21 protein-coding genes are annotated in these 23,803 nt (G+C 71.1%); 14 read left to right on the top strand and 7 right to left on the bottom strand.

From position 1 onward, the window contains the following. Positions 1–19: 19 nt before the first annotated feature. The 3 genes from EJC51_RS41015 to rhaI all read right to left on the bottom strand — a co-directional run bounded on the left by EJC51_RS41015 (position 20) and on the right by rhaI (position 4,770). Positions 20–1,447: a rhamnulokinase gene (locus tag EJC51_RS41015; RefSeq protein WP_126277324.1), complete on the bottom strand. Its 1,428-nt coding sequence runs from the start codon at positions 1,445–1,447 to the stop codon at positions 20–22. A gap of 8 nt (positions 1,448–1,455) precedes the next feature. Continuing rightward, a complete protein-coding gene (locus tag EJC51_RS41020) occupies positions 1,456–3,495 on the bottom strand; it encodes a bifunctional aldolase/short-chain dehydrogenase (RefSeq protein WP_126275730.1) in 2,040 nt (679 codons plus the stop codon). Positions 3,496–3,609: 114 nt separating this feature from the next. Continuing rightward, positions 3,610–4,770 (bottom strand): L-rhamnose isomerase, encoded by a 1,161-nt coding sequence (rhaI, locus tag EJC51_RS41025; protein ID WP_126275731.1) that lies wholly within the window; start codon positions 4,768–4,770, stop codon positions 3,610–3,612. 273 nt (positions 4,771–5,043) lie between these two features. On the opposite strand from rhaI, the gene EJC51_RS41030 reads away from it, so the two are divergent. The 10 genes from EJC51_RS41030 (at position 5,044) to sigJ (ending at position 15,795) form a co-directional block, all read left to right on the top strand. Next, complete coding sequence (locus EJC51_RS41030; protein WP_126275732.1) at positions 5,044–6,561, top strand: sugar ABC transporter ATP-binding protein; 1,518 nt, start codon at positions 5,044–5,046, stop codon at positions 6,559–6,561. Between the two features lie 40 nt (positions 6,562–6,601). Beyond that, positions 6,602–7,642 (top strand): ABC transporter permease, encoded by a 1,041-nt coding sequence (locus tag EJC51_RS41035; protein ID WP_126275733.1) that lies wholly within the window; start codon positions 6,602–6,604, stop codon positions 7,640–7,642. Continuing rightward, positions 7,635–8,609: an ABC transporter permease gene (locus EJC51_RS41040; RefSeq protein WP_126275734.1), complete on the top strand. Its 975-nt coding sequence runs from the start codon at positions 7,635–7,637 to the stop codon at positions 8,607–8,609. The genes EJC51_RS41035 and EJC51_RS41040 overlap by 8 nt, the downstream gene beginning before the upstream one ends. Before the next feature lie 96 nt (positions 8,610–8,705). Next, a complete protein-coding gene (rhaS, locus tag EJC51_RS41045; protein WP_126275735.1) occupies positions 8,706–9,785 on the top strand; it encodes a rhamnose ABC transporter substrate-binding protein in 1,080 nt (359 codons plus the stop codon). 17 nt (positions 9,786–9,802) lie between these two features. Further along, complete coding sequence (locus EJC51_RS41050) at positions 9,803–10,123, top strand: L-rhamnose mutarotase (protein WP_126275736.1); 321 nt, start codon at positions 9,803–9,805, stop codon at positions 10,121–10,123. A 31-nt stretch (positions 10,124–10,154) separates the two neighbouring features. Further along, positions 10,155–11,579: a BNR repeat-containing protein gene (locus EJC51_RS41055; RefSeq protein WP_126275737.1), complete on the top strand. Its 1,425-nt coding sequence runs from the start codon at positions 10,155–10,157 to the stop codon at positions 11,577–11,579. 79 nt (positions 11,580–11,658) lie between these two features. Then, on the top strand, positions 11,659–12,684 hold the full coding sequence (locus tag EJC51_RS41060) for a LacI family DNA-binding transcriptional regulator (RefSeq protein ID WP_126275738.1): 1,026 nt from the start codon (positions 11,659–11,661) through the stop codon (positions 12,682–12,684). 101 nt (positions 12,685–12,785) lie between these two features. Next, complete coding sequence (locus tag EJC51_RS41065; RefSeq protein WP_126275739.1) at positions 12,786–14,087, top strand: alpha/beta fold hydrolase; 1,302 nt, start codon at positions 12,786–12,788, stop codon at positions 14,085–14,087. 15 nt (positions 14,088–14,102) lie between these two features. Then, a complete protein-coding gene (locus EJC51_RS41070; protein ID WP_126275740.1) occupies positions 14,103–14,846 on the top strand; it encodes a PIG-L deacetylase family protein in 744 nt (247 codons plus the stop codon). A 55-nt stretch (positions 14,847–14,901) separates the two neighbouring features. Beyond that, the gene (gene sigJ / locus EJC51_RS41075) at positions 14,902–15,795 is read left to right on the top strand and encodes an RNA polymerase sigma factor SigJ (protein WP_126275741.1); all 894 of its coding nucleotides are present in this window, start codon (positions 14,902–14,904) and stop codon (positions 15,793–15,795) included. 1 nt (position 15,796) lies between these two features. Here sigJ and EJC51_RS41080 read toward each other — a convergent pair whose 3' ends face one another. Further along, on the bottom strand, positions 15,797–15,997 hold the full coding sequence (locus EJC51_RS41080) for a DUF5999 family protein (protein WP_126275742.1): 201 nt from the start codon (positions 15,995–15,997) through the stop codon (positions 15,797–15,799). 140 nt (positions 15,998–16,137) lie between these two features. On the opposite strand from EJC51_RS41080, the gene EJC51_RS41085 reads away from it, so the two are divergent. Beyond that, a complete protein-coding gene (locus EJC51_RS41085; RefSeq protein WP_126275743.1) occupies positions 16,138–16,953 on the top strand; it encodes a pentapeptide repeat-containing protein in 816 nt (271 codons plus the stop codon). Between the two features lie 475 nt (positions 16,954–17,428). On the opposite strand, the gene EJC51_RS41090 is transcribed toward EJC51_RS41085, so the two are convergent. Beyond that, complete coding sequence (locus tag EJC51_RS41090; RefSeq protein WP_126275744.1) at positions 17,429–19,030, bottom strand: cytochrome P450; 1,602 nt, start codon at positions 19,028–19,030, stop codon at positions 17,429–17,431. A gap of 129 nt (positions 19,031–19,159) precedes the next feature. On the opposite strand from EJC51_RS41090, the gene EJC51_RS41095 reads away from it, so the two are divergent. Both EJC51_RS41095 and EJC51_RS41100 read left to right on the top strand, forming a co-directional pair. Then, a complete protein-coding gene (locus EJC51_RS41095; protein WP_126275745.1) occupies positions 19,160–19,768 on the top strand; it encodes a TetR/AcrR family transcriptional regulator in 609 nt (202 codons plus the stop codon). A gap of 97 nt (positions 19,769–19,865) precedes the next feature. Then, positions 19,866–20,591 carry a DUF2470 domain-containing protein gene (locus EJC51_RS41100; RefSeq protein ID WP_126277325.1) on the top strand — a complete coding sequence of 242 codons (726 nt, stop codon included), beginning with the start codon at positions 19,866–19,868 and terminating at the stop codon, positions 20,589–20,591. On the opposite strand, the gene EJC51_RS41105 is transcribed toward EJC51_RS41100, so the two are convergent. Both EJC51_RS41105 and EJC51_RS41110 read right to left on the bottom strand, forming a co-directional pair. Further along, positions 20,559–21,764, bottom strand: a complete 1,206-nt coding sequence (locus EJC51_RS41105; protein WP_126275746.1) for a lactonase family protein — start codon at positions 21,762–21,764, stop codon at positions 20,559–20,561. The two genes, EJC51_RS41100 and EJC51_RS41105, sit on opposite strands and share 33 nt — an antisense overlap. Before the next feature lie 91 nt (positions 21,765–21,855). Beyond that, positions 21,856–23,091, bottom strand: a complete 1,236-nt coding sequence (locus tag EJC51_RS41110; RefSeq protein ID WP_126275747.1) for an FUSC family protein — start codon at positions 23,089–23,091, stop codon at positions 21,856–21,858. 117 nt (positions 23,092–23,208) lie between these two features. On the opposite strand from EJC51_RS41110, the gene EJC51_RS41115 reads away from it, so the two are divergent. Further along, positions 23,209–23,793: a TIGR03086 family metal-binding protein gene (locus tag EJC51_RS41115; RefSeq protein WP_126275748.1), complete on the top strand. Its 585-nt coding sequence runs from the start codon at positions 23,209–23,211 to the stop codon at positions 23,791–23,793. The last annotated feature ends 10 nt before the right edge of the window (positions 23,794–23,803 follow it).

Consider the following 23,803-nt stretch of genomic DNA (forward strand, 5'->3'; position numbering starts at 1 on the left):
GCCGAGGGGAGACCCTCGCTCACCCTGTGGCGAGCCGGGCCTCCGCCGCGCGCCACGGCGCCGTGTCACCCTGGGGCTCGTACCGGGTCAGCGGCTGGGTACGGGTGAGCAGCGTCCGCCCGTCCGCGAGGTCGCCGACCAGCCCGTGCGTCCGCGCCTGGACCAGCACGTTCCCGAGAGCCGCGGCCTCCGTCGGGCCCGCCACCACCGGCAGCCCGCAGGCGTCGGCGGTGAGCTGGCACAGCAGCGCGTTGCGGGTGCCGCCGCCGACGACGTGGACGACGTCGACGGGACGGTCGGCAAGCCGTTGGGCCTCCTCGATCGCCCTGCGGTGCGCGAGCGCCAGCGAGTCGAGGATGCAGCGCGTGGTCTCCCCGGGCGTCCGAGGCACCGGCTGCCCCGAGGCACGGCACGCCTCGGCGATCCGCTCCGGCATCCGGCCCGGCGCGAGAAACACCGGGTCGGAGGCGTCCACCACCGACCGCAGCGCCGGCGCCTTCGCCGCGTCGAGGAGCAGCGCCCCCAACTCCGGCTCGCCCCAGGCCCGTACGCACTCCTGGAGCAGCCACAGCCCCATGATGTTGCGCAGATACCGGACCGTACCGTCGAGCCCCAGCTCGTTGGTGAAGTTGGCGGCCCGGCTCTTCTCCGTCAGCACGGGGGCGTCGAGTTCGAGCCCCGCCAGCGACCAGGTGCCGGTGCAGATGTACGCGAACCGTTCGCCGGCCGCGGCCGGGACGGCGGCCACCGCGGACGCGGTGTCGTGCGAACCCACCGTGGTCACCGGCACCGGCCCGCTCAGCCCGGTCCCCTCCAGCACCTCGGGCCGCAGCACCCCGGCAGGGTCACCGGGCTGCCGCAGCGGCGCGAACAGCCCGAGGTCGATCCCCAGCCGGGAGGCGATGTCGTACGACCAGTCGCGCGTCCGGGGATCGATGAGCTGGGTCGTCGAGGCGTTGGTGAGCTCGGTGCCCTGCTCGCCGGTCAGCCAGTAGGTGAGCAGGTCGGGGATGAGCAACAGCCGCTCCGCGCCGGTGACGTGCTCGGCGACGAGCTGGTACAGCGTGTTGAAGGGCGCGTACTGGAGCCCGGTCGCGGCGTAGAGATCGGCTGCGGGCACGGTCGCCCACACCTTCTCCGCGACACCCTCGGTGCGGGAGTCGCGGTAGTGCACCGGGTTGCCGAGCAGTGCCCCGTCGGCGTCCAGCAGGCCGTAGTCCACGGCCCAGCTGTCGATGCCGACGGAGTCGACCTGCCCCGCCGCCTTCAGCCCGTCCAACACCCCGGCGTACAGCGCGAGAACGTCCCACCGCAGCCCCTCCGGCACCCGCACCGGCCGGTTCACGAACCGGTGCGCCTCCGCCAGCTCCAGGCTGTCGGGGCCGACGCGGCCGACCATGACACGTCCGCTGGACGCGCCGAGGTCGACCGCGGAGTACGACTTCACGGGCGCGCTCACCGCAGGAAGGCGGCCGCGACGCCGGCGTCGACGGGGACATGCAGACCGGTGGTGTGGGTCAACTCCCCACCGGTCAGCGCGAAAACGGCGTTGGCGACGTGCTCGGGCAGCACCTCGCGCTTGAGGATGGTCCGCTGCGCGTAGAACTCGCCCAGCTTCTCCTCCTCCACGCCGTACACGGCCGCCCGCTGGGCACCCCAGCCACCGGCGAAGATCCCGGAACCGCGCACCACGCCGTCCGGGTTGACGCCGTTGACGCGGATGCCGTGCTCACCCAACTCGGCGGCCAGCAGGCGCACCTGATGGGCCTGGTCGGCCTTGGTGGCGGAGTAGGCGATGTTGTTGGGCCCGGCGAACACGGCGTTCTTCGAGGCGATGTAGACGATGTCGCCGCCCAGTTGCTGCGCGATCATCACCCGGGCCGCCTCGCGCGAGACGAGGAAGGAGCCGCGGGCCATGATGTCGTGCTGGAGGTCCCAGTCCTTGCTCGTCGTCTCCAGCAGCGGCTTGGAGATGGAGATGCCGGCGTTGTTGACGACCAGGTCCACCCCGCCGAAGCCGAGCGCGGCAGCTTTGAAGGCCTCGGCGATCTGCTCCTCGGAGGTCACGTCGACGGTCACGGCGACGGCCTTGTCCGGCCCGCCCAGCTCCTCCGCGACCGCGGCCGCGTTGTCACCGTTGAGATCGGCGACCACGACACACGCACCCTCGGCGACCAGCCGCCGCGCGATCGCCTTGCCGATCCCGCTGCCCGCACCCGTCACCAGCGCCACCCGGGTGGCCAGCGGCTTCGGCTTCGGCATCCGCTGAAGCTTGGCCTCCTCCAGTGCCCAGTACTCGATCCGGAACTTCTCGGACTCCTCGATCGGGGCGTACGACGACACGGCCTCCGCGCCCCGCATCACGTTGATGGCGTTGACGTAGAACTCGCCGGCCACCCGGGCGGTCTGCTTGTCCTTGCCGAAGGAGAACATGCCCACACCGGGGATCAGCACGATCGCCGGGTCCGCACCGCGCATCGCGGGGGAGTCGGGCAGGGCGTGCCGCTGGTAGTAGGCGGCGTACTCCTCGCGGTAGGCGGCGTGCAGTTCCTTCAGCCGCGCGATCGCCTCCTCCAGCGGGGCGGCCGGCGGCAGGTCGAGGACGAGCGGGGCCACCTTGGTGCGCAGGAAGTGGTCCGGGCAGGAGGTGCCCAGCGCGGCGAGCCGCGGGTGCTCGGCACGGGACAGGAACTCCAGCACCACGTCCGAGTCGTTGAAGTGCCCGACCTGGGGCCGGTCCTGCGAGGCGATGGCCCGTACATGGGGAGCGAGCGCGGCGGCCCGCTCCCGCCGCTCCCGCTCGCCCAGCGCCTCGTACCCCTCGATCACCGGCCCGAAGGGCTCGGCCTTGCCGCGCTCCTCCAGGAACTTCTCGGCGGTACGGATGATGTGCAGCGAGTTGCGCTCGCACTCCTCGGCGGTCGCACCCCACGCCGTGATCCCGTGTCCGCCCAGGACGACACCGATCGCCCGCGGGTTGGCCTCCTTGATCGCGGCGATGTCCAGCCCCAGCTGGAACCCGGGCCGCCGCCACGGCACCCAGGCCACGGTGTCGCCGAAACACTCCGCGGTCAGCTTCTCGCCGTCGGCGGCACAGGCGAGCGCGATCCCGGAGTCCGGGTGCAGATGATCGACATGGGCGGCGTCGACGAGCCCGTGCATGGCGGTGTCGATGGAGGGGGCGGCTCCGCCCTTGCCGTGCAGGCAGTAGTCGAACGCGGCGACCATCTCGTCCTCGCGCTCGACACCCGGGTAGACGTCGACGAGGGCCCGCAGCCGGTCCAGCCGCAACACGGCAAGCCCCGCCTCGGTGAGCGTCCCGAGATCCCCACCGGACCCCTTGACCCACATCAGCTCCACATCACCCCCGGTGACGGGGTCACTGTCGATACCTTTCGCCGACGCGTTGCCACCGGCGTAGTTGGTGTTGCGGGGGTCGGAGCCCAGGCGATGGGAGCGGGCCAGCAGGGCGGCGGCTTCGTGATGGGTAGCCATGACTTTCAGTTCCTATCTGGAGAAGAGTGGGGAGGTTTCCCTAGGGGCGCGGGGAACTGCGCGACCAGCCACATCCGGCCCGCCCCCCGCGTCAGACAGCAACCAGGCAGACGCTTACGCCCCCCACCCGGCCTGCTGCCCCCCAACCCGCTCGGCCACGATCTTCTCGGCCCACCCGGACCGCTTGTACGCGGCGATGGGGTTCGCGTCGAGTCCCATCTCCTCGCGCACCTCCGCAAGCAACGGCCGCACATCCGTGTTGTACGCGTCCATGATCACGGCGTTGGCCTCAAGGACATCCCCGGAAGCCTGCGCCGCGCTCAACGCATCCCGGTCGACCAGCAGCGCCTTCGCCGTGGCCTCCTGCACGTTCATCACCGACCGGATGATCGCCGGGATCTTCGCCTCGATGTTGTGGCACTGGTCGAGCATGAACGCGACCTCGGGCGTGAACCCACCCCCGCGCACCACCTCGTACATGATCCGGAACAGCTGGAACGGATCGGCGGCCCCGACCATGAGGTCGTCGTCGGCGTAGAACCGGGAGTTGAAGTCGAACCCGCCGAGCTTCCCCTCCCGCAGCAGCGTCGCGACGATGAACTCGATGTTGGTCCCCGGCGCGTGGTGGCCCGTGTCGACCACGACCTGCGCCTTCTCGCCGAGCTTGAGGCAGTGGGCGTACGCGGTGCCCCAGTCCGGCACGTCCGTCGAGTAGAAGGCCGGCTCGAAGAACTTGTACTCCAGCAGCATCCGCTGCCCGTCACCCAGCCGCTCGTACACCTCGGCGAGGCCCTCGGCGAGCCGGTCCTGGCGGGCCCGGATGTCGTCCTGCCCGGGATAGTTCGTGCCGTCCGCGAACCACAGCTTCAGGTCCCTCGACCCGGTCGCGTCCATGATGTCGACGCATTCCAACAAATGATCGACGGCCTTACGGCGCACCGCCGCATCCGGATGGCAGATGCTGCCCAGCTTGTAGTCGTCGTCCTGGAAGGTGTTGGAGTTGATCGCGCCGAGCTTCACCCCGCGCTCCTGCGCGTGCTTCGCCAACGCCGCATAGTCCTCCACCTTGTCCCACGGGATGTGCAGCGCCACGGTCGGCGCGACCCCGGTGAACGCGTGCACCTGTGCGGCGTCGTCGAGCTTCTCCCAGGGATCGCGCGGGACGCCCTGTTGCGCGAACACCTTGAAGCGCGTTCCCGAGTTCCCGTACGCCCACGACGGCGTCTCGACTGCCTGTGTCTTGAGCGCGGCCTTCACCGCGGCGAGCTCGGTCACTTGAGGGCTCCTGTGACGTCGGGTCCGAAGGGTTTCCGAACAGGTTCACTGTGAAACGATTCAAGACGGGAAAGTATGAGCCGCCTGGTGAGGTGTCAACCCCTGCGACCAAGGCTGTTGCCCGTGACCCGGCTGTGACCTATGAGTCTCGAAATTTTTTCGACACGAACCCATTGACGTGACATGGGCGCCGTGCCTAACGTCCCGGCAACCAAGTTGAAACCTTTCACGACGCCGTGAGGGCAGTCCCCGGGCGTTGTCGAGGAGTCCCTCATGACCCACCCGTCCGACGCGGGACCGGCCCCGGTGCTGGCGCTCAAGGCCATCTCGAAGTCCTTCGGAGCCGTACGCGCCCTGCGGGACGTCTCCCTGGAGCTGTTTCCCGGTGAGGTCCACGCCCTCGCCGGCGAGAACGGCGCGGGCAAGTCGACTCTCATCAAGACCCTTGCGGGGGTGCACCGACCGGACGCCGGTCAGGTACTCCTCGACGGCGAGCCCGTCGTCTTCCACGGCCCCGGTGACGCCCGCGACGCCGGTATCGCCGTGATCTACCAGGAGCCCACGCTCTTCCCCGACCTCTCGATCGCCGAGAACATCTTCATGGGGCGTCAGCCCCGGAAGGCCCTCGGCCGGATCGACCACAAGGCCACCCACGCGGCCACCGCCGCCCTGATGCGGCGCCTCGGCGTCGAGCTCGACCCCGACCGCCCCGCGCGCGGCCTGTCCATCGCGGACCAGCAGATCGTCGAGATCGCCAAGGCGCTCTCCTTCGAGGCCCGCGTCCTGATCATGGACGAGCCGACCGCCGCCCTCACCGGCAGCGAGGTCGCCCGCCTCTTCGGCGTCGTGCGCACCCTGCGCGAACAGGGCGCGGCCGTCCTGTTCATCTCCCACCGCCTGGAGGAGATCTTCCAGATCTGCCGGCGGGTCACCACCCTCCGCGACGGCGCCTGGATCTCCAGCGAGCCCATCGACGGCATGACCGAGGACGACCTCGTGCGCCGCATGGTCGGCCGCGACCTCGATGAGCTCTACCCCAAGCAGGAGGTACGCCCCGGCGAGGTCGCCCTGACGGTGAACCGCCTGACCCGGGAGGGTGTCTTCACCGACGTCTCCTTCCAGGTGCGGCGCGGAGAGATCGTCGGACTGGCCGGGCTCGTCGGGGCGGGCCGCACCGAGGTCGCCCGGGCGGTGTTCGGTATCGACCGCTGGGACGCGGGCGACGTCTCCGTGGACGGCAAGCCACTGACCAACGGCGCCCCCTCCACCGCCATGGCCGCGGGCCTCGCCCTCGTCCCCGAGGACCGGCGCGCCCAGGGCCTGGTGATGGACATGTCCATCGAGCGCAACATCGGCCTCACCGGACTTCGTACGACCGTGAAGGCCGGCCTGATGGACCGCGGCGCCGAACGCAGCCGGTCCCTCGACTGGGCCGTCAAGCTCCAGGTCAAGTACGCCCGTATCGCCGACACGGTCAACACCCTGTCCGGCGGCAACCAGCAGAAGGTCGTCCTCGCCAAGTGGCTGGCCACCGGCCCCAAGGTGCTGATCGTCGACGAGCCCACCCGCGGCATCGACGTCGGCACCAAGGCCGAGGTGCACCGGCTGCTCAGCGAACTCGCCGCCGACGGCGTCGCCGTACTGATGATCTCCTCCGACCTGCCCGAGATCCTCGGCATGGCCGACCGCGTGCTCGTCATGCACGAGGGCCGGCTCACCGCCGAGATCCCGCGCTCCGAAGCCACCGAGGAAACCGTGATGGCCGCAGCCACCGGGAGGACCGCCGCATGAGGCCCACCACGACGTCCCCTGTCCTGCGGAGGGCCGCCGCATGACGGTCACCACCCCCGACAAGGCGCCCGTCGCCGAGGTGCCCAGGTCCAGCGGCACCCGGCTCGTCGACCGCGTCTTCAAGATGCGCGAACTCGCCATCCTGGTCGTCTTCCTGGTGATGATCGTCATCACCCAGGCCGGCAACAGCGAGTTCCTGTCCGAACAGGGCATCAAGGACCTGCTGCTCAACGCGACGATCCTGGTGCTGGTCGCCACCGGGCAGTCCCTGGTCGTGATCACGCGGAACGTCGACCTGTCGGTCGGCTCGACCCTCGGCATCAGCGCCTTCGCCGCCGGCGACTACCTCCAGGGCGGCGGGAACCCGGTCGTGGCGATCGCCCTCGCCGTCCTCATGGGCATCGGGTTCGGCCTGCTGAACGGCCTCCTGGTCAGCCTCGGCCAGGTGCCCGCCCTCGTCGTCACCCTCGGCACGCTCTACATCATCCGCGGCATCGACTCGATCTGGGTCGGCTCCCGGCAGATCACCGCGGCGGGCCTCCCGGACGGCTTCATCGACTTCGGCTCCGGCGGCATCTCCGCCGTGCCCTACCTCGCACTGATCGCGCTGGTGGTCCTGGTGGTCACCGCGTACTACCTCAAGCACTTCGGCAGCGGCCGCGAGCTCTACGCCCTCGGCTCCAACCCCGAGGCCGCCCGCCTCGCCGGCATCCCGGTCCGCAAGCGCATCCTCGCCGCCTACACCTTCTGCGGGGCCCTGGCCGGTCTCGCCGGCGCGATGTACCTGGCCCGGTTCGGCAACGTCGACTCCGGCACCGGCACCGGCTACGAGATGACCGTCGTCAGCGCGGTCGTGGTCGGCGGCGTCGTCTTCACCGGCGGCTCCGGCAGCGTCTACGGAGCGGCCCTCGGCGCCATGCTGCTGACCTCCATCAACAGCATGCTGCCCGCGCTCGGCGTCAGCTCCGTGTGGGTGCTCGCCATCAACGGCATCCTGCTCATCCTCGCCATCGCGGTCGACCGGATCGTCGCGCTGCGCGTGGCCTCGGCCCTGAAGAAGAGGAACGCCCGCCATGCCTGAGTCTCTGACGCGAGCCGTCCGCTGGGACACGGTCGTCGGTGCCGTTCTGATCGTCGTGCTCCTGCTGTCCTTCGGAACGGTCGACGGTTTCGGGAACGCTCTCAACCTGTCGTTCCTGATCGGCAACACCCTTCCGATCGCCCTGGTCGCCCTCCCGATGACCCTTCTGGTCGTCTCGGGCGAGATCGATCTCTCCGTCGCCTCCACCGCCGGACTCTCCGGCGCCGTCATGGGCTACCTGTGGAACCAGGGCATGACGATCGAGACGATCATCCCGATCTGCCTGCTGCTCGGCGTGGTCTGCGGCCTCGTCAACGGCCTGCTCGTCACCCGGCTCGGGCTGCCCTCCCTCGCCGTCACCATCGGCACCCTCGCCGCCTACCGGGGCATCGCGCAGATCGTGCTCGGCTCCGACTCGGTGACCGACTTCCCCACCCAGTACCTGGACTTCGCGGCCGGCCGGATCGGCGACACGTTCGTCCCGCGGGCCTTCGTGCCCTTCCTCGTGCTGCTCGTGATCGCCGTGATCGTTCTGCACGCCACGGCGTTCGGGCGGGCCACGTTCGCGATCGGCGCGAGCGAGGAGGCCGCGCGGTTCGCCGGCATCCGTGTCAAGCGGCAGAAGCTCATCCTGTTCACGGTGACGGGCCTGATGGCCTCGCTCACCGGCGTCTTCTGGGCGCTGCACTACGCGTCCGCTCGGTATGACAACGCGACCGGGCTTGAACTGTCCGTCATCGCGGCAGTGTTGCTCGGTGGCATCGACTTCGACGGGGGCAAGGGGACGCTCGGCGGGGCCATTGCCGGGGTGTTCCTGCTGGGGGCTTTGCAGAACGTGATGAGCCTCCAGGACGTCTCGGCGCAGTCGCAGATCGTCGTCACGGGTGTGTTGCTGGTGCTGTCCGTGCTTGGGCCGCGAGTTGCCAAGCAGATCGCAGTGGCCAGGGCACGAAGGCTCACGTCGTAGGCCGTCTTGAGACTGCGGGCTCGTTGTGGTTGCTCGCGTAGTTCCCCGCGCCCCTTAGGTATCTCCACTCACCCTTCTTCCAAAGGAACCCTCGCCATGCGCAAGTCATCCCTCCGCCGTGCCTGCGCGGCCCTCGCCGCCGGAACCTCGCTCGCCCTGGCGCTCACCGCCTGTGGCGGCACCACCAAGAAGGACGTGGAGAACGAGGGCGCCTCCGCGGCCACCACCGCCAAGGCCGACCCGAACGCGGCCACCAAGAAGGGCCTGACCGTCGGCTTCCTGCCCAAGCAGGTCAACAACCCCTACTTCACCTCCGCCGACAAGGGCGGCGAGGCGGCCCTGAAGGAGCTCGGCTCCAGCTACAAGGAGGTCGGCCCCTCCAGCGCCACCGACACCGCGGGCCAGGTCTCCTACGTCAACACCCTCACCCAGCAGCAGGTCGACGCGATGGCCGTGTCCGCGCAGGACCCGGGCGCCCTGTGCACCGCGCTGAAGCAGGCCATGAAGAACGACATCAAGGTCGTCACCTACGACTCCGACACCAAGCCGGAGTGCCGCAACGCCTTCGTCTCGCAGGCCTCCGCCGAGGACCTCGGCCGCACCGAGGTGCAGCTGCTCGCCGAGCAGATCGGCTACAAGGGCGAGATCGCGATCCTGTCGGCCGCGCAGACCGCGACGAACCAGAACGTCTGGATCGACTTCATGAAGGAGGAGCTGAAGGACCCGAAGTACAAGGACATCAAGCTCGTCAAGGTCGCCTACGGCGACGACGACGCCCAGAAGTCCTTCCAGCAGACCCAGGGCCTGCTCCAGGAGTACCCGAACCTGAAGGGGATCATCTCCCCGACCACCGTCGGCATCAAGGCCGCCGCCCAGTACCTGTCGGGCTCCAAGTACAAGGGCAAGGTCAAGCTGACCGGCCTCGGTACCCCCAACGACATGCGCAAGTACGTCAAGAACGGCACCGTCGAGGGCTTCGAGCTGTGGGACCCGGCGAAGCTCGGCGACCTCGCCGCCCGCACCGCCGTCGCCCTGGCGTCCGGTCAGATCACCGGCAAGGAGGGCGAGACCTTCAAGGCCGGCGACACCACGTACACCATCGGCAAGGACGGCGTGATCAACCTCGGCAAGCCGACCGTGTTCGACGCCAAGAACATCGACCAGTTCAACTTCTAGGCCCTGGAGGGTCGTTGATGCAGCGCGTGTGCTTCCTTCTGAAGGTCCGTGCGGACCGCCTGGACGAGTACCGCGAGCGGCACGCCGCCGTGTGGCCGGAGATGCTGGACGCGCTCTCGGCCACCGGCTGGCACAACTACTCGCTCTTCCTCAGAGAGGACGGCCTGCTGGTCGGCTATCTGGAGACCGAGGACTTCGCCGCCGCCCAGGCCGGCATGGAGGCCACCGAGGTCAACGCCCGCTGGCAGCGGGAGATGGCGCCGTTCTTCGAGTCGCTGGACGGCGCCCGCCCCGACGAGGCCATGAAACCGCTCACCGAAGTGTTCCACCTCGCCTGACTTCCCCCTCAGGATCATCTGGAGCCGCGCCATGAGAAGACGCACCCTGCTCACCGGTGCCATCGTGACCGCCATGTCCACCTCCGCACTCACCGGCGGCACCGCCCGCGCCGCCGTCCCCGGCCCCTCGGTCACCAAGGCCGGCACCACCACGCTCGACAGCCAGGCCGTCTTCTTCGTGTCCTACGACGGCCTGGTCAACAACAACTCGTTCCAGAAGAACGGCCTGCTGACCTACAAGGGCTACCAGTACGCCGTCTGGTACACGGCCGACAAGAACGCCGTCGTCGGCCGCCGCGTCCTCGGCGGCAGCACCTGGTCCACCGTCCAGGTCGGCCACACCCTCAAGGCGAGCGACTCCCACAACGTCATCTCCATGGGCGTCTCCAAGGTGGACGGCCGCCTCCACCTCAACATGGACTCGCACAGCGACGGCTTCACCTACGTCAAGTCGGTCGCCGGCCTCATGGACAACCCGTCCGGACTGAGCTGGACGGCCGCCCGTTTCGGCGCGCCCCAGTCCACGCTCGACGGTCTCGCCCTCACGTCGCAGTTCACCTACCCCCAGTTCATCTCCACCCCCGACGGCAAGCTCCAGCTCAGCTACCGGGTCGCGGTCTCCGGCAACGGCCGCAACGCCCTCGCGGAGTACGACGGTTCGACCTGGACCGACCTCGGGGAGTGGTCCAGCTCCACCGGCACCTACACCAGCGAGCACGGCTCCTCGACGGCCCGCAACATGTATCTGCACGGCATCGACTACGACAGGAACGGCCGGCTGCACTCCTTCTTCACCTGGCGTGAGCAGAACGGCGCCGTGATGTGCTCCTCCGGCGGCATCACCAACCACGACACCGGCTACGTCTACTCCGACGACCGCGGCCGCACCTGGCGCAACAACGCGGGCACCGTCGTCGGCACCACCGGCGGCGCCGACAAGGTCGCCGTCACCGACAGCGGCCTGGTGATCGACGCGCTGAACCCGGACCACTCCCTGATGAACCAGGAGAGCCAGTTCACCGACTCCGCCGGCCTGCCGCACGCGATCATCAGCTACGTCCCCGGCCGCTTCGGCCAGTGCACCACCAACTACGTCACCGACCGCACCGCCAACGGCCGCGCCTTCCACGTCCGCAAGAACTCCGCGGGCACCTGGCAGAAGACCGAGATCCCGGTCCCGCTCAACTCCAGCCAGCGCACCAAACTGGTCCTGGACAAGTACGACAACGCCTACGCGATCTTCCCGTTCGGCCGGATCGCCGGCGCCTCCAAGGCGTCCGGCCACACCGACTGGACGCTCCTGTACGACGGCAGCGGCCTCAACGCCTTCGGCGAGGTCGTGATCGACGAGACGCGCATCGCCCAGGACAACGTCCTGTCGGTGATGTACCAGGAGAAGTCCACCGGTACGACGCCGTCGGCGCTCCATGTCGTCGACTTCGCGCTGCCCGCCTGACCGGGATCGATTCGGGGCGGCGTGCCGGTAATGTGATGGCCTGCCCGCCGCCCCTCTTTCACCTGGAGGTTCCTGTCCGATGGCCCAGTCGGTGGGTATCAAGGACGTGGCCCGCGCCGCCGGAGTGTCGGTGGGCACGGTCTCCAACGTCATCAACCGCCCGGACTCCGTCGCGACCGAGACACGCGCGCGCGTGCTCTCCGCGATCGACCGGCTCGGCTACGTCCGCAGCGAGTCCGCCCGCCAGCTGCGCGCCGGACGCAGCCGGATCATGGGGCTGCTCGTCCTCGACATGGGCAACCCCTTCTTCGTCGACGTCGCGCGCGGCGCCGAACGGGCCGCCCGCGACGCCGGGCTCGGCGTGATGGTCTGCAACAGCGCGGAGAGCGCGGGGGAGGAGGCCGAGTACCTCTCGCTCTTCGCCGAGCAGCGGGTCCGCGGCGTGCTGCTGACCCCGGCCGACGCGACCGGCCGCAACATCCAGAGCTTCCGGCGCCACGGCATCCCCTTCGTCCTCGTCGACCGGGTCGCCGAGGGCACCACCGAGTGCTCGGTCTCCGTCGACGACGTCGCCGGCGGCGCCCTGGCCGTACGGCATCTCATCGACGCCGGACACCGCACCATCGCGTACGTCAGCGGTCCGCCCGGCTTCAACCAGGTCCGCGACCGCCGCACCGGCGCCCTCAACGCCCTCGCCGAGGCCGGCCTGAGCCCCGACGTGCTGCGCGAGCTGCCCACCGAGCGCCTCGACGTCGCCGCGGGCCGCGACGCCGGCGCCCGCCTGCTCGGCCTCGCCGACCGCCCCACTGCCGTCTTCTGCGCCAACGACCTGCTAGCCCTGGGCGTCCTCCAGGCCATGTACGCGGCCGGGATCAACGTCCCCGACGACCTCGCCATCGTCGGCTACGACGACATCGAGTTCGCCGCCGCCGCGGCCGTCCCGCTCACGTCGGTCCGCCAGCCCGCCGTCACCATGGGCGCCCTGGCCGCCGAACTGCTGCTGGAGGAGACGGAAGCGGAGACCGCGCCGCGCCGGCACGAGCACCGCCGGGTCGTGCTCCAGCCCGAACTGGTCGTACGCCGCTCCAGCCTGTCCGCCCGCTGATCCGCCGTTCAGTCCGATTTCATGATCCCAGGCATCGGATATCGGACGGGCATGTGCTGAACTGGGACGCGTCCGCACGTCCGTCCGTCCCGGGAGCCCCGTTGACCGCGACCTACCGCCAGCCCGGCGTCGTCCTCACCGACCACCACTTCACCGTGCCGCTCGACCACGACACCCCCGAGGGGGAGACGATCGAGCTCTACGCCCGTGAGGTGGTCGCCGGTGACAAGGCGCGGCAGGACCTGCCATGGCTGGTCTATCTCCAGGGCGGCCCGGGCTTCGGCGCCAACCGTTTCGTCGGCAGGCCGGCCTGGCTCGGCCGCGCCCTGAAGGAGTTCCGGGTCCTCCTGCTCGACCAGCGCGGCACCGGCCACTCCACGCCCGCCAACCGGCAGACGCTCCCGCTGCGCGGCGGCCCCGCCGAACAGGCCGACTACCTCACGCACTTCCGCTCCGACTCGATCGTCCGCGACTGCGAGACCATCCGCCCGCAGCTCACCGGCGGCGCCCCCTGGACCGTCCTCGGCCAGAGCTTCGGCGGCTTCTGCGCGGTCAACTACCTCTCGACCGCCCCCGAGGGCCTCAGCGCCGCCGTGATCACCGGCGGCCTGCCCTCCCTCGACGCCCACGCCGACGACGTCTACCGGGCGGCCTACCCGCGCATCGAGCGCAAGGTCGCCGCCCACTACGCCCGTTACCCGCAGGACGTCGAGCGCGCCCGCCGTATCGCCGACCACCTCCTCAACCACGAGGTGGTCCTCCCCAACGGCTATCGCCTCACCGTCGAGGCCTTCCAGTCCCTCGGCATCCTCCTCGGCGGCGGCGAGGGCAGCCACCGCCTGCACTTCCTCCTGGAAGAGGCCTTCGTCCGCACCCCGCAGGGCCCGGCTCTCTCCGACGCCTTCCAGGAAGAGGTCCAGGGCCTCCTGTCGTTCGCGGGCCATCCCCTCTACGCGCTCGTCCACGAGGCGATCTACGGCCAGGACGACCGCCCCACCGCATGGTCGGCGGAACGCGTCCGCGCCGAGTTCCCGCAGTTCGACGCGGCGAAGACGCTCACGGGCGACGGACCGCTGCTGTTCACCGGCGAGTCGATCCACCCCTGGATGTTCGAGACGGACCCGGCCCTGCGCCCCCTGCGGGAGACCGCCGAACTCCTCGCCGCCCGCACCGACTGGAAGCCGCTCTACGACAGCGCCCGCCTCGCCGCCAACGCGGTCCCGGTCGCCGCGGCGGTCTACCACGACGACATGTACGTCGACACGACCCACTCCCTCCAGACCGCCCGCGCCATCCGCGGCCTGCGCACCTGGGTCACCGACGAGTTCGAGCACGACGGCGTCCGGGCCGGCGGCCCGCGCGTCCTCGACCGGCTGCTGGCGCTGACGCGCGACGAGGTGTGACGTTACTGTGCGGGCATGACCGAGCCGACGATCACTCAGCTCCAGCCCATGCCCGAGGACTGGCAGCGCGCCCTCGCCGTCGTGGCCCACCCGGACGACCTCGAGTACGGCTGCTCCGCGGCGATCGCCGCCTGGACCGACGCCGGACGCGAGGTCGCCTACGTCCTGGCGTCCCGTGGCGAGGCGGGCATCGACACCCTGGAGCCGGCGAAGTGCGGCCCGCTGCGCGAGCAGGAGCAGCGGGCCAGTGCCGCGGTCGTGGGGGTGTCGACGGTCGAGTTCCTCGACCACAAGGACGGCGTGATCGAGTACGGCCTCGCCCTGCGCCGCGACATCGCCGCCGCGATCCGCCGGCACCGGCCCGAGCTGGTGATCACCCTCAACCACCGCGACACCTGGGGAGGCGTCGCCTGGAACACCCCTGACCATGTCGCGGTGGGCCGGGCCACACTCGACGCGGCCGGCGACGCGGGCAACCGCTGGATCTTCCCAGAGCTGACGGAACAGGGCCTGGAGCCGTGGAACGGCGTCCGCTGGGTGGCCGTGGCCGGCTCGTCCTCACCCACCCACGCCGTGGACGCGACGCCCGGCATGGAACGCGCGGTGCGCTCGCTCCTCGAACACCGCGCGTACATCGAGGCGTTGACGACAGAGGATCCGGAGACGTACGCCCGCACATTCCTCACCGGAGTGGCGGAGCAGACCGCGGAACGCTTCGGCGGGACACCTGCCGTGGCTTTCGAACTGTTCAGCAGATGACAGCAGTTGAGCAGCCGACGCTGTTCAGCGGATGACGATGACAACGGGGGAGAACATGACCGACACCGACGTCCTGGCGGACCGCTTCGAGGAGTACCGGCCGCATCTCAAGGCGGTCGCCTACCGGATGCTCGGCTCGCTCGCCGAGGCCGAGGACGCTGTGCAGGAGGCCTGGCTGAAGCTCGGCCGGAGCGAGGCCGACGACATCCGCAACCTCGGGGGCTGGCTCACCACGGTCGTCGGCCGGGTCTGCCTCGACATGCTGCGCTCCCGCACCACGCGCCGCGAGGACCCGCTGGACGACACCTTCGTCCCCGACCCGCTCCTCACACCCCTGTCGCGCATCGACCCCGAGCAGGAAGTGCTCCAGGCGGACTCCGTCGGCCTCGCCCTGCTCGTCGTCCTGGAGACGCTGGAGCCCGCCGAACGGCTCGCGTTCGTGCTGCACGACATGTTCGCCGTGCCGTTCGACGACATCGCCGCGATCGTGGAGAAGACTCCGGCCGCCACCCGGCAGCTCGCCAGCCGTGCCCGGCGCCGGGTCAAGGGCGCCGCCCCGTCCGCCGAGCCCGACCTCGGGCGGCAGCGGCAGGTCGTCGAGGCCTTCATGAGCGCCGCCCGCGGCGGGGACTTCGAGGCCCTGCTCGCGGTCCTGGACCCGGATGTCGTGCTGCGGGCCGACTCCGGTGCGCTGGTCGGCGGGGCGGCGGTGTCCAAGCTGGTGCGCGGTGCCAGGCCGGTCGCCGAACAGGCCATGCTCTTCCGGCAGTTCGCGCAGTTCGCGGAGCTGGCGCTGGTCAACGGCGCGATCGGGGTGTTCAACGCGCAGGAGGGGCAGCTGCTCTCCGTCATGGGCGTCACCGTCGTGGACGGCCGGATCACCGAACTGCACATCCTGGCCGACCCCGAGCGGCTCGCCCGTCTCGACGTGCCGGGCACCGAGGGCTGAGTCAGGCGGCCACCAGCGTCGCGCCGACCGGGCGGTGCGGGCTCACCGCCCGCCCGTCCGGGAGGAGTTCACCGGTGTCGTCGAAGACGATGGTGCCGTTGCACAGCAGGCTCCAGCCCTGTTCGGGGTGGGCCGAGACGATCACCGCGGCGTGGTGGTCGGGGCTCTCGGCGGTGGGGCACGCGGGCTGGTGGCTGCACATGACGTCTCTCCTCGATGCGGTGTGGCTCCTGCTTCCGTCGGCTGCATCTCAGTGGTAGCCGAGTTTGTTTTCTTCTGTATGTGGAGACCCCCACACCGCGGAAAATTCATCGGTGAGTTTTCGTTCCGTATCCTGGACACATGCAAGATCACACAGCCCTGCGCGGGGACTGCGGGAACTGCTTCGGGCTGTGCTGCGTCGCCCTGCCCTTCACGGCCTCGACGGACTTCGCCGTGGACAAGCCGGCCGGCAAGCCCTGCGCCAACCTCCAGGACGACCACCGGTGCGGCATCCATGCCCGGCTGCGGCAGCAGGGCTTCACCGGTTGCACGGTCTACGACTGTTTCGGCGCCGGCCAGAAGGTCTCGCAGGTGACCTTCGGCGGCGCGGACTGGCGGACCGGCGGGCGTGAGCACGCGCGCCGCATGTTCGACGTCTTCCCGGTCGTGCGCCAGCTGCACGAACTGCTCTGGTATCTCACGGAGGCGCTCACCCTCCCCGCCGCCCGCCCGGTCCACGCCGACCTGCGCCGCATGCTGGAGCGGACGGAGGAACTCACCCTCCGGGGCCCCGAGGAGCTGGGCGCCCTGGATGTGGGCGCGCATCGCCAGGAGGTCAACGTGCTCCTGCTGCGGACCAGCGAACTGGTCCGGGCCGGCACCCGCGGCAAGAAGAAGGACCGCCGGGGCGCGGACCTCATGGGCGCCCGCCTCCGCAACGCCGACCTGCGCGGCGCGAACCTCCGCGGCGCCTACCTCATCGCCGCCGACCTCACCGGCGCCGACCTGCGCGGCGCGGACCTGATCGGCGCCGACCTCCGCGACACCGACCTCACGGACGCGGACCTCACCGACGCCTTCTTCCTGACCCAGCCGCAGGTCAACGCGGCACGGGGCAGCGCGGGCACCCGGTTGCCGACGTCGGTCACGCGCCCGGGGCACTGGACGCAGGGCTGAGTCCCCGGACCGGAATCCCCATCTGAGTCCCGCCGAACCGGGATGCCCATCTGAGGCCGGTCGGCGTCGGGACGCCGGGTGAGGCCGGACGGGGCCGCGGACGCATGAGCCACCGCGGCGGGGTCCGGCCGCCCGTACCCAGGCGTGCCTGCCGGCCGTCCGGGGGTCACACCGCCCACACCCAGGCGACCCGCCGGCCCCGGCCGAGCCCGCCCCGGCTTCCGGACGTGCCCGGCGGCCGCGGCCCCGTCCCTCGTATCAGTCACGCACGTCGCGCACCGGACACCGCGGCCCCGCACCCGGGCTCTCGGCCCCGCGAGCCCCCGCTTCCGCCGACTGTGCCGTCTCCGCCCGCTCGGCCCCCGAGGCCGCTTCGGCCTCCGTGGCCGCCCCAATCCCCAAGCCAACCGGTACCCCCGCTCCGGCCCCCGAGTTCGCCTCACCCCCCAAGCCAACCGGCACCCCCGCCCCAGCCTCAGTCCCCCACTCCGTGCACCGGGCACCGCCCCTCCGCCCCGGACGCCACCTCCGCCTCCGCCCCCGACGCCACCTCCGCCTCCGCCCCCGACGCCACCTCCGCCTCGGTCCCCGAGGCCGCCCCAACCCCCGAGTTCGCCTCACTCCCCAAGCCAACCGGCACCCCCACCCGTCGCCGCTCCAACCCCAGCCGCAATCCCTCCGGCATCAAGGTCAACCGCTCCGTCACCCGCAGCCGGTAGGCCGGGTCGGCGTGCAGGTCGTAGCGGCGCAGCAGCAGGCCCAGCACCAGCGTGGCCTCGTGGAGGGCGAACTGGCGGCCGATGCAGGCCCGCGCGCCTGTGCCGAACGGCTTGAAGGTGTGCGGGGCGCGCTGCCGTACCGCCTTCGGGTCGAAGCGGTCCGGGTCGAACCGTTCGGCGTCCGCGCCCCACACCTCGGGGTCGCGGTGCAGCATCGGCGTGAGGACGAGCGTCCACGCGCCCCGTCGCATCGGGTGTTCCCCGGCCAGCACCGTGTCCTCGACGGCCTCCCGGGCGAAGGCGGGCGCCGTCGGCCACAGCCGCAGCGACTCGTCGAGGATCCGGCGGACGTAGCGGAGCCGGGCCACCTGGTCGTAGCCGGGTGACTCCACGTCGCCCCACACCCGGTCCACCTCCGCGCGGGCGCGCGCCGCGACGTCGGGGTGGCGGGAGAGGTAGTGCAGGGCGAAGGACAGCGCGCCCGAGGTGGTCTCGTGCCCGGCCACCAGGAACGTGATCACCTGACGGCGGACGTTCTCCGCGGACAGCCGCTCACCGGTCTCCGGATGGGCGGTCCGCAGCATCCGGTCGAGGAGATCCCCGTCGCCGCCGTCGGTCTTGCGGCGCTCCCGCACCAGGTCGTCGACCGTGCGGTTCAGATAGGAGATGTCGGCTTCGTTCCGCCGGCCCGCCCGGCGCAACAACCCCGGCCACGGCACCGAGTTGAGCCGCTGCGCATAGGTCAGCGTGCCCACCATCGCGGTGATGAACGGATGCGGACGCGAGCGTTCGAAGGAGCCGAAGTCGTGGCCGAAACCGGTCCGCGCGATCGTCTCCAGTGTCAGCTTGGTCATGTCGCCGGGCACGTCCACCGTGCGGCCCGCCGCCAGCTCCGCGTCCCAGTGGTCCGTGAGCTGCCCGGCCACGGCCAGCATCATCGGGTGGTAGCCCGCCATCGCCTCCCGGCTGAAGCCAGGCGCGAGCACGTCGTGCGCCAGCTGCCAGTTCGGCTCGTGGTTGTACGCCGTGAACAGCCCGTCCCCGGCGACCGGCCGCAGATTGGCCACCCCGAGCCCCACATGCTTCGCGAACCGCGTCTCGTCCGCGAGGTCGGCCGCCAACTTCGCGCCCCAGACGAACACGAACTCCCGGTCGAAGGCCTTGCGCCGGTAGATCGGCCCCAGCTGACGGGCGTACTTCAGGGAGTCCTGGAGCGGGGTGCGCCGGTTCGCCCCGAGCACATCGCCGAGAAGGGGCAGCCGCCGCGGCGGATGCGGGATGCGGTGCAGCTCGGGCCAGCCCTGCTCGGCGCTGCGGAACCCCTTCGGCAGCGCCGCCTGGTTGCTCGTCTCCGCCATGACGCGATCTCCCTTGGTACGGGGGCGGGTTGGGGCGTGTTGTACGTCGGTTCAATAACGTGCTCAAGTCTGGTCCCGCTGTTGAACCGGCGTCAAGTAAAGGAACCGTGGTCGGGATAAGGTGCGGTCATGGCCGCCAACCAGGGGGAGCGCACCCGCCGCCGGCTCAGCACCGAGGAGCGCCGGGAGCAACTCCTCGCCGTCGGCGCGCGGCTGTTCTCGGAGAGCCCGTACGACGACGTGTGGATCGAGCGCGTCGCCGAGATCGCCGGTGTCTCGCGCGGGCTGCTCTACCACTACTTCCCGACCAAGCGGGATTTCTTCGCGGCCGTCGTCGAGCGCGAGAGCGGCCGGATGCTGCGGATGACCGCGGCGGTCCCCGGTGTCCCGGTGCGCGAGCAACTGGCCGCGGGGCTCGACACGTTCCTGGAGTACGTCGAGGCCCACGCGCACGGCTTCCGTGCCTTCCACCGGGCCGACGCGGCCGGGGACCAGGCCGTGCGCAAGGTCTATCAGCAGGCGCTGGCCGCGCAGGAGCGCCAGATCCTGGCGGCGCTGGCCGCGGACCCCGAGTTCGGCGCCGGGTTCGAGGCGCGGCCCGAGACCACTCTCGCCGTGCGCGGCTGGCTGGCGTTCATCACGGCGGTCTGTCTGGAGTGGCTGAGAGGTTCGGAGTTGTCCCGGGAGCAGGTGCGCGACCTGTGTGCTCGCGCGCTGCTGGGCGTCCTCGGCGTCTGAACTTTCGCGAAGGGGCAGGGGGTGGTGGTTGGCGTGCACCCCGATCTCCGATAGGTTAGGCAAGGCTTACCTAAGGAGGTCTGGAATGGGTGCTGGGATGGGTGACAGCCACAGCTGGGCGGCCGCGCCTTCCGCGGCGGAGCGGGCGCGCTCGGTGCTCGCCACCGCGTGGTCGTGCGCCGTGACCGCGGACGGCGGTCGCGAGGAGCTCGTCGGCGCGCACACGGTCGCCGAGGACGGCCGGGTGCACCTCGACGTCCCGGACGACAGCGCGCTGCTCGCGGCCGCGATCTGCGCGCCGCGCGGAGAGCCGTCCGCCGTGCTGGAGTTCGCCGACGTCTCGCCCGTTCCCGTGCGCAACCGTATCCGGGCCCGGCTGTGGCTCGCCGGCTGGTTCGCCCCAGAGGACGACCGGCTGGCGTTCACCGCGACCCGGGTCGTGCTGCGGCAGCCGTCCGGCGCCGTCGTCGTCGGCCTCGACGAGTTCGCCGCCGCCGCGCCCGACCCCCTGGCCACGGCTGAGGCCCGGCTGCTGACGCATCTCGCCGACTGCCACTCCGACGCGGTCGAGCGCCTCACCCGGCTCGTCGAAGCCGACAGCCTGCACGGCGCCGTCAAGGTCCAGCCCGTCGCGATCGACCGGCACGGACTGACCCTGCGCATCGAACGCGCCCGCGCCCACGGCGACGTACGCCTGCCCTTCCACCGGCCCGCCGACGACGTCGGACAGCTCACCGAGCGCATGCACGTCCTGCTCGGCCAGGCCGCCTCGGCCTCCTGCCCGCGTGCGCTACAGCGGCAGCGCACAGACGGCGACGGGTGACGCGAACGGCCTGCCCGCGAGCCGCAGCCGACCGCTGCCCGTGTCCACGCGGAACACGCTCACCGTGCCCGACCGCTGGTTCGCCGCGAACAGCAGCGTGCCGTCCGGCGACAGGGCGATCTGCCGCGGGAAGTCGCCGGCCACCGGCACCGTGTCGAGGAGCCTGAGCCGGGCGCCGTCCGCCTCCACCGCGTAGCGCGTGAGGCTGTTGTGGCCGCGGTTGGCGAGGTAGGCGTACCGGCCGTCCGGCGTCACCGCGAACTGCGCCGGATAGCTGGTCCCCGAGCCGGTCCCCGTGGACTGCGCCCCGCCGATGGTGAGGCGCCCGGTGTCGGCGTCGTAGGCGCAGACGGCGACGGTGTTGTCGACCTCGTTGGCGAGGTAGGCGTACCGGCCGCCGGGATGGAACGTGAGATGCCGCGGACCGGCCCCCGGCCGGGTGTGGGCCTGCGCGACCTGGGTGAGCCGTCCGGTCCGTTCGTCGAGGCGGTACGTGTAGACCGTGTCCGTGCCCAGGTCGACGGCGAGGAGATGACGGCCGTCCGGGCTGGTCACGAACTGGTGGGCGTGCGGGCCCTCCTGCCCCGGCCCCGGTTCGGGTGTGGAGTGCGTGACGAGGTCGGCGCGCTCGCCGATCGCCCCCGAGGCGTCGAGGGGATGCACGGCCACACTGCCGTCGCCGTAGTTCGCGCTCAGCAGCCAGCGTCCACCAGGATGCACCGACAGATGACAGGGCGCCCCGCCGCCGGTGCTCCGGCTGCCCAGCACCTCGCGGTCGGAGAGCCGTACGGCGGTCACGGCGCCCTTCTCGCGCTCGTTCACCGCGTACAGCGTGCGGCCGTCGGGGTGCAGGGCGAGATACGACGGGTCGCCGACGCCGGTGAGCGTGCCGCCCCGGGTCACTTCGCCGGTCTCGGTGTCGTACGTGGCGAAGGCGATGCCGGTGCCGCCGTCCTCGACGGAGGTGTACGTGCCGAGGGCCAGGGGGCGGGGGCCGGACGGGGTGGGGGAGGGTGCCGTGGTGGCGGTGCTCGGACCTGCCTCCGGTGCTACGGACCGAGGGCTCCGGGCCGCCTCCGGCCCGGCGTCGTCGCACGAGGAAAGCACCGTCACCGTGGCCGTCCCCGCGAGCGCGCCGACGAACCGGCGCCTGCTCCAGTCGCCCCTGCCCATGCACGCACCTCAGGTCGGTTGCTCGGTCGCAAGCCACCATGACCCGGACGGCGTCCCGTACGCAAACACGGGCACGCCACTGTCGGTCACCTCACCTGGAGCGCCTGGCGGGAGCGAGCCGGTTCCTGCGTACGCGCTCCTGGAACTTGGTGAGCCGCGGCAGCCGTTCGCGCTGCTCCTGGGAGGTGCGGTCCAGCTCCTCCAGGAGCCGCCGCGAGCGGTGCTCGGTGTCCAGCTCGTCGAGGATGCGGTTGACCTCGGTCAGCACCGCCCCGTGCAGCTGCCACTGGCGGGCGTCGCGCTGCACCTCCTCCAGGAGCAGCTGGGCGAGCTTGTCGCGGGTGGCCGCGGCCTGCCGCAGCTCGGAGGCGAGCCGCTCCTCGGCCGACTCGGCGCTCTGGCTGACATGGGCGGTGACCAGCACCGCGAAGCTGACGATGGCGTCCGCGATCTCGGACAGCAACTGGTCCACGGCGGCGCCCGACTGCGCGCCGAACAGCGGCTCGGGGTCGCGTTCCTTGGCGAGGTCGGCGAAGGTGCGGGCGAGGACCCGCAGCACGACCGTGCAGATCTCCAGCGTGTCCAGGCCGGTGCGCAGCACCACCCGGTGCAGCAGCCCCTCACGGACGCGCGGATTGAGCCGCAGGCTGTCCTCGGCCTGCCGCAGCGCGGCGTCCACCTCGACGATGTCGTGGTCGAGCTGGCGTGCCTCGTGCAGCCGCTGCCTCGCGCGCTCCACGGGGGTGCGGCCCGCGGCCTCCTCGCCCATGCGCAGCATCAACTGCCGTACCCGGCGGGCCAGCCCCTCGATCGACTCGCCCGCCTCGTCCACCCACACCGGCGGCGCGAACAGCAGGTTGAAGCCGAGGCCGACGACCGCCCCGATCAGGGTCTCCAGCACTCGCGCCCACGCGGTGTCCCCGACCGTCGTCACCCCGAGGACCAGCATCGCGCTGATCGCCACCTCGGGCACGTACTCGTCGACCTTCACCAGATGCCCCACCGCCAGCGAGGCCAGGATCAGCAGCGCGAGGCTCCACCACGTCAGGCCGACCAGCAGGCTGAAGGCGATGGCGACCAGCACACCGGCCACCACGGAGTTGACCCGGCGGATGCCGTTGGTGAGCGTCGCGTAGAGGGTGACCTGGACGACCAGCAGCGCGGTCAGGGGCGCGGTGAGCGGGGCCGGCTCCGGGCTCAGGCGCAGCGCGATGACGTACGCGATCGTCGCCGCGGCAGCGGACCGCAGCGCATGGACGACCGCGGGGTCCCTGCGGCGCTTCACGAAGCGCACCAGGGACGTCATCCACTCACGTACATCCAGCATCCTCAGGCTGTTCCTCTTCCACATGTGCGGGGTGGTACCCATTGCGGACCGTAGCTGTCCGCAAGGATGCCTAGATTGTTGGTACCAGCAGGTCGGCGGCAAGAGGGGAGACCAGTGATGGCGGACACCCGAGGGTTCGAGGTTCTCACAGGTGCGCACGACTATCTCCGTGAGGTGGTCGCGGGGGTGCCGGCGGGGGCCTGGGGAGCGGCGACGCCGTGCAGCGAGTGGACGGCACGCCAGGTGCTCAACCACGCGCGGATCGACCAGCAGGGCTACGGTCTCGCGATCACCGGCGGGCGCCCCGACTCCGACCCCTTCCACCCCGAGGACGCCCTCGCCGCGGACCCGTCCGCGCAGCTCGACGAGGTGCTGCGGATGGTGGCGGCCGCGTACGCGGGGCTGCCCGCGGACAGCGAGGCGGTGCCCACGCCCCTCGGCCCGCTGCCCCTGCCGTTCGCCGCCGCGGCGGCCGCGATGGACGCGGCCGTGCACGCCTGGGACATCGCCGTCGCGACGGGCCAGGACCTACCGCTCACGGAGGAGCTGGCCGAGGGCATCCGGCCGCTCGCGGACCACCTCGTGGACCATCTCCGCGACTCCTACCAGGTGTTCGCCCCCGCCCGGCAGGTGCCGGCCGGCGCCGGCCAGGCCGAGTCCCTGCTCGCCTTCCTCGGCCGCGACCCGCACTGGAAGCCCTGAACCCCCGAGG

This window comes from Streptomyces aquilus, assembly GCF_003955715.1.
Taxonomy (GTDB): domain Bacteria; phylum Actinomycetota; class Actinomycetes; order Streptomycetales; family Streptomycetaceae; genus Streptomyces; species Streptomyces aquilus.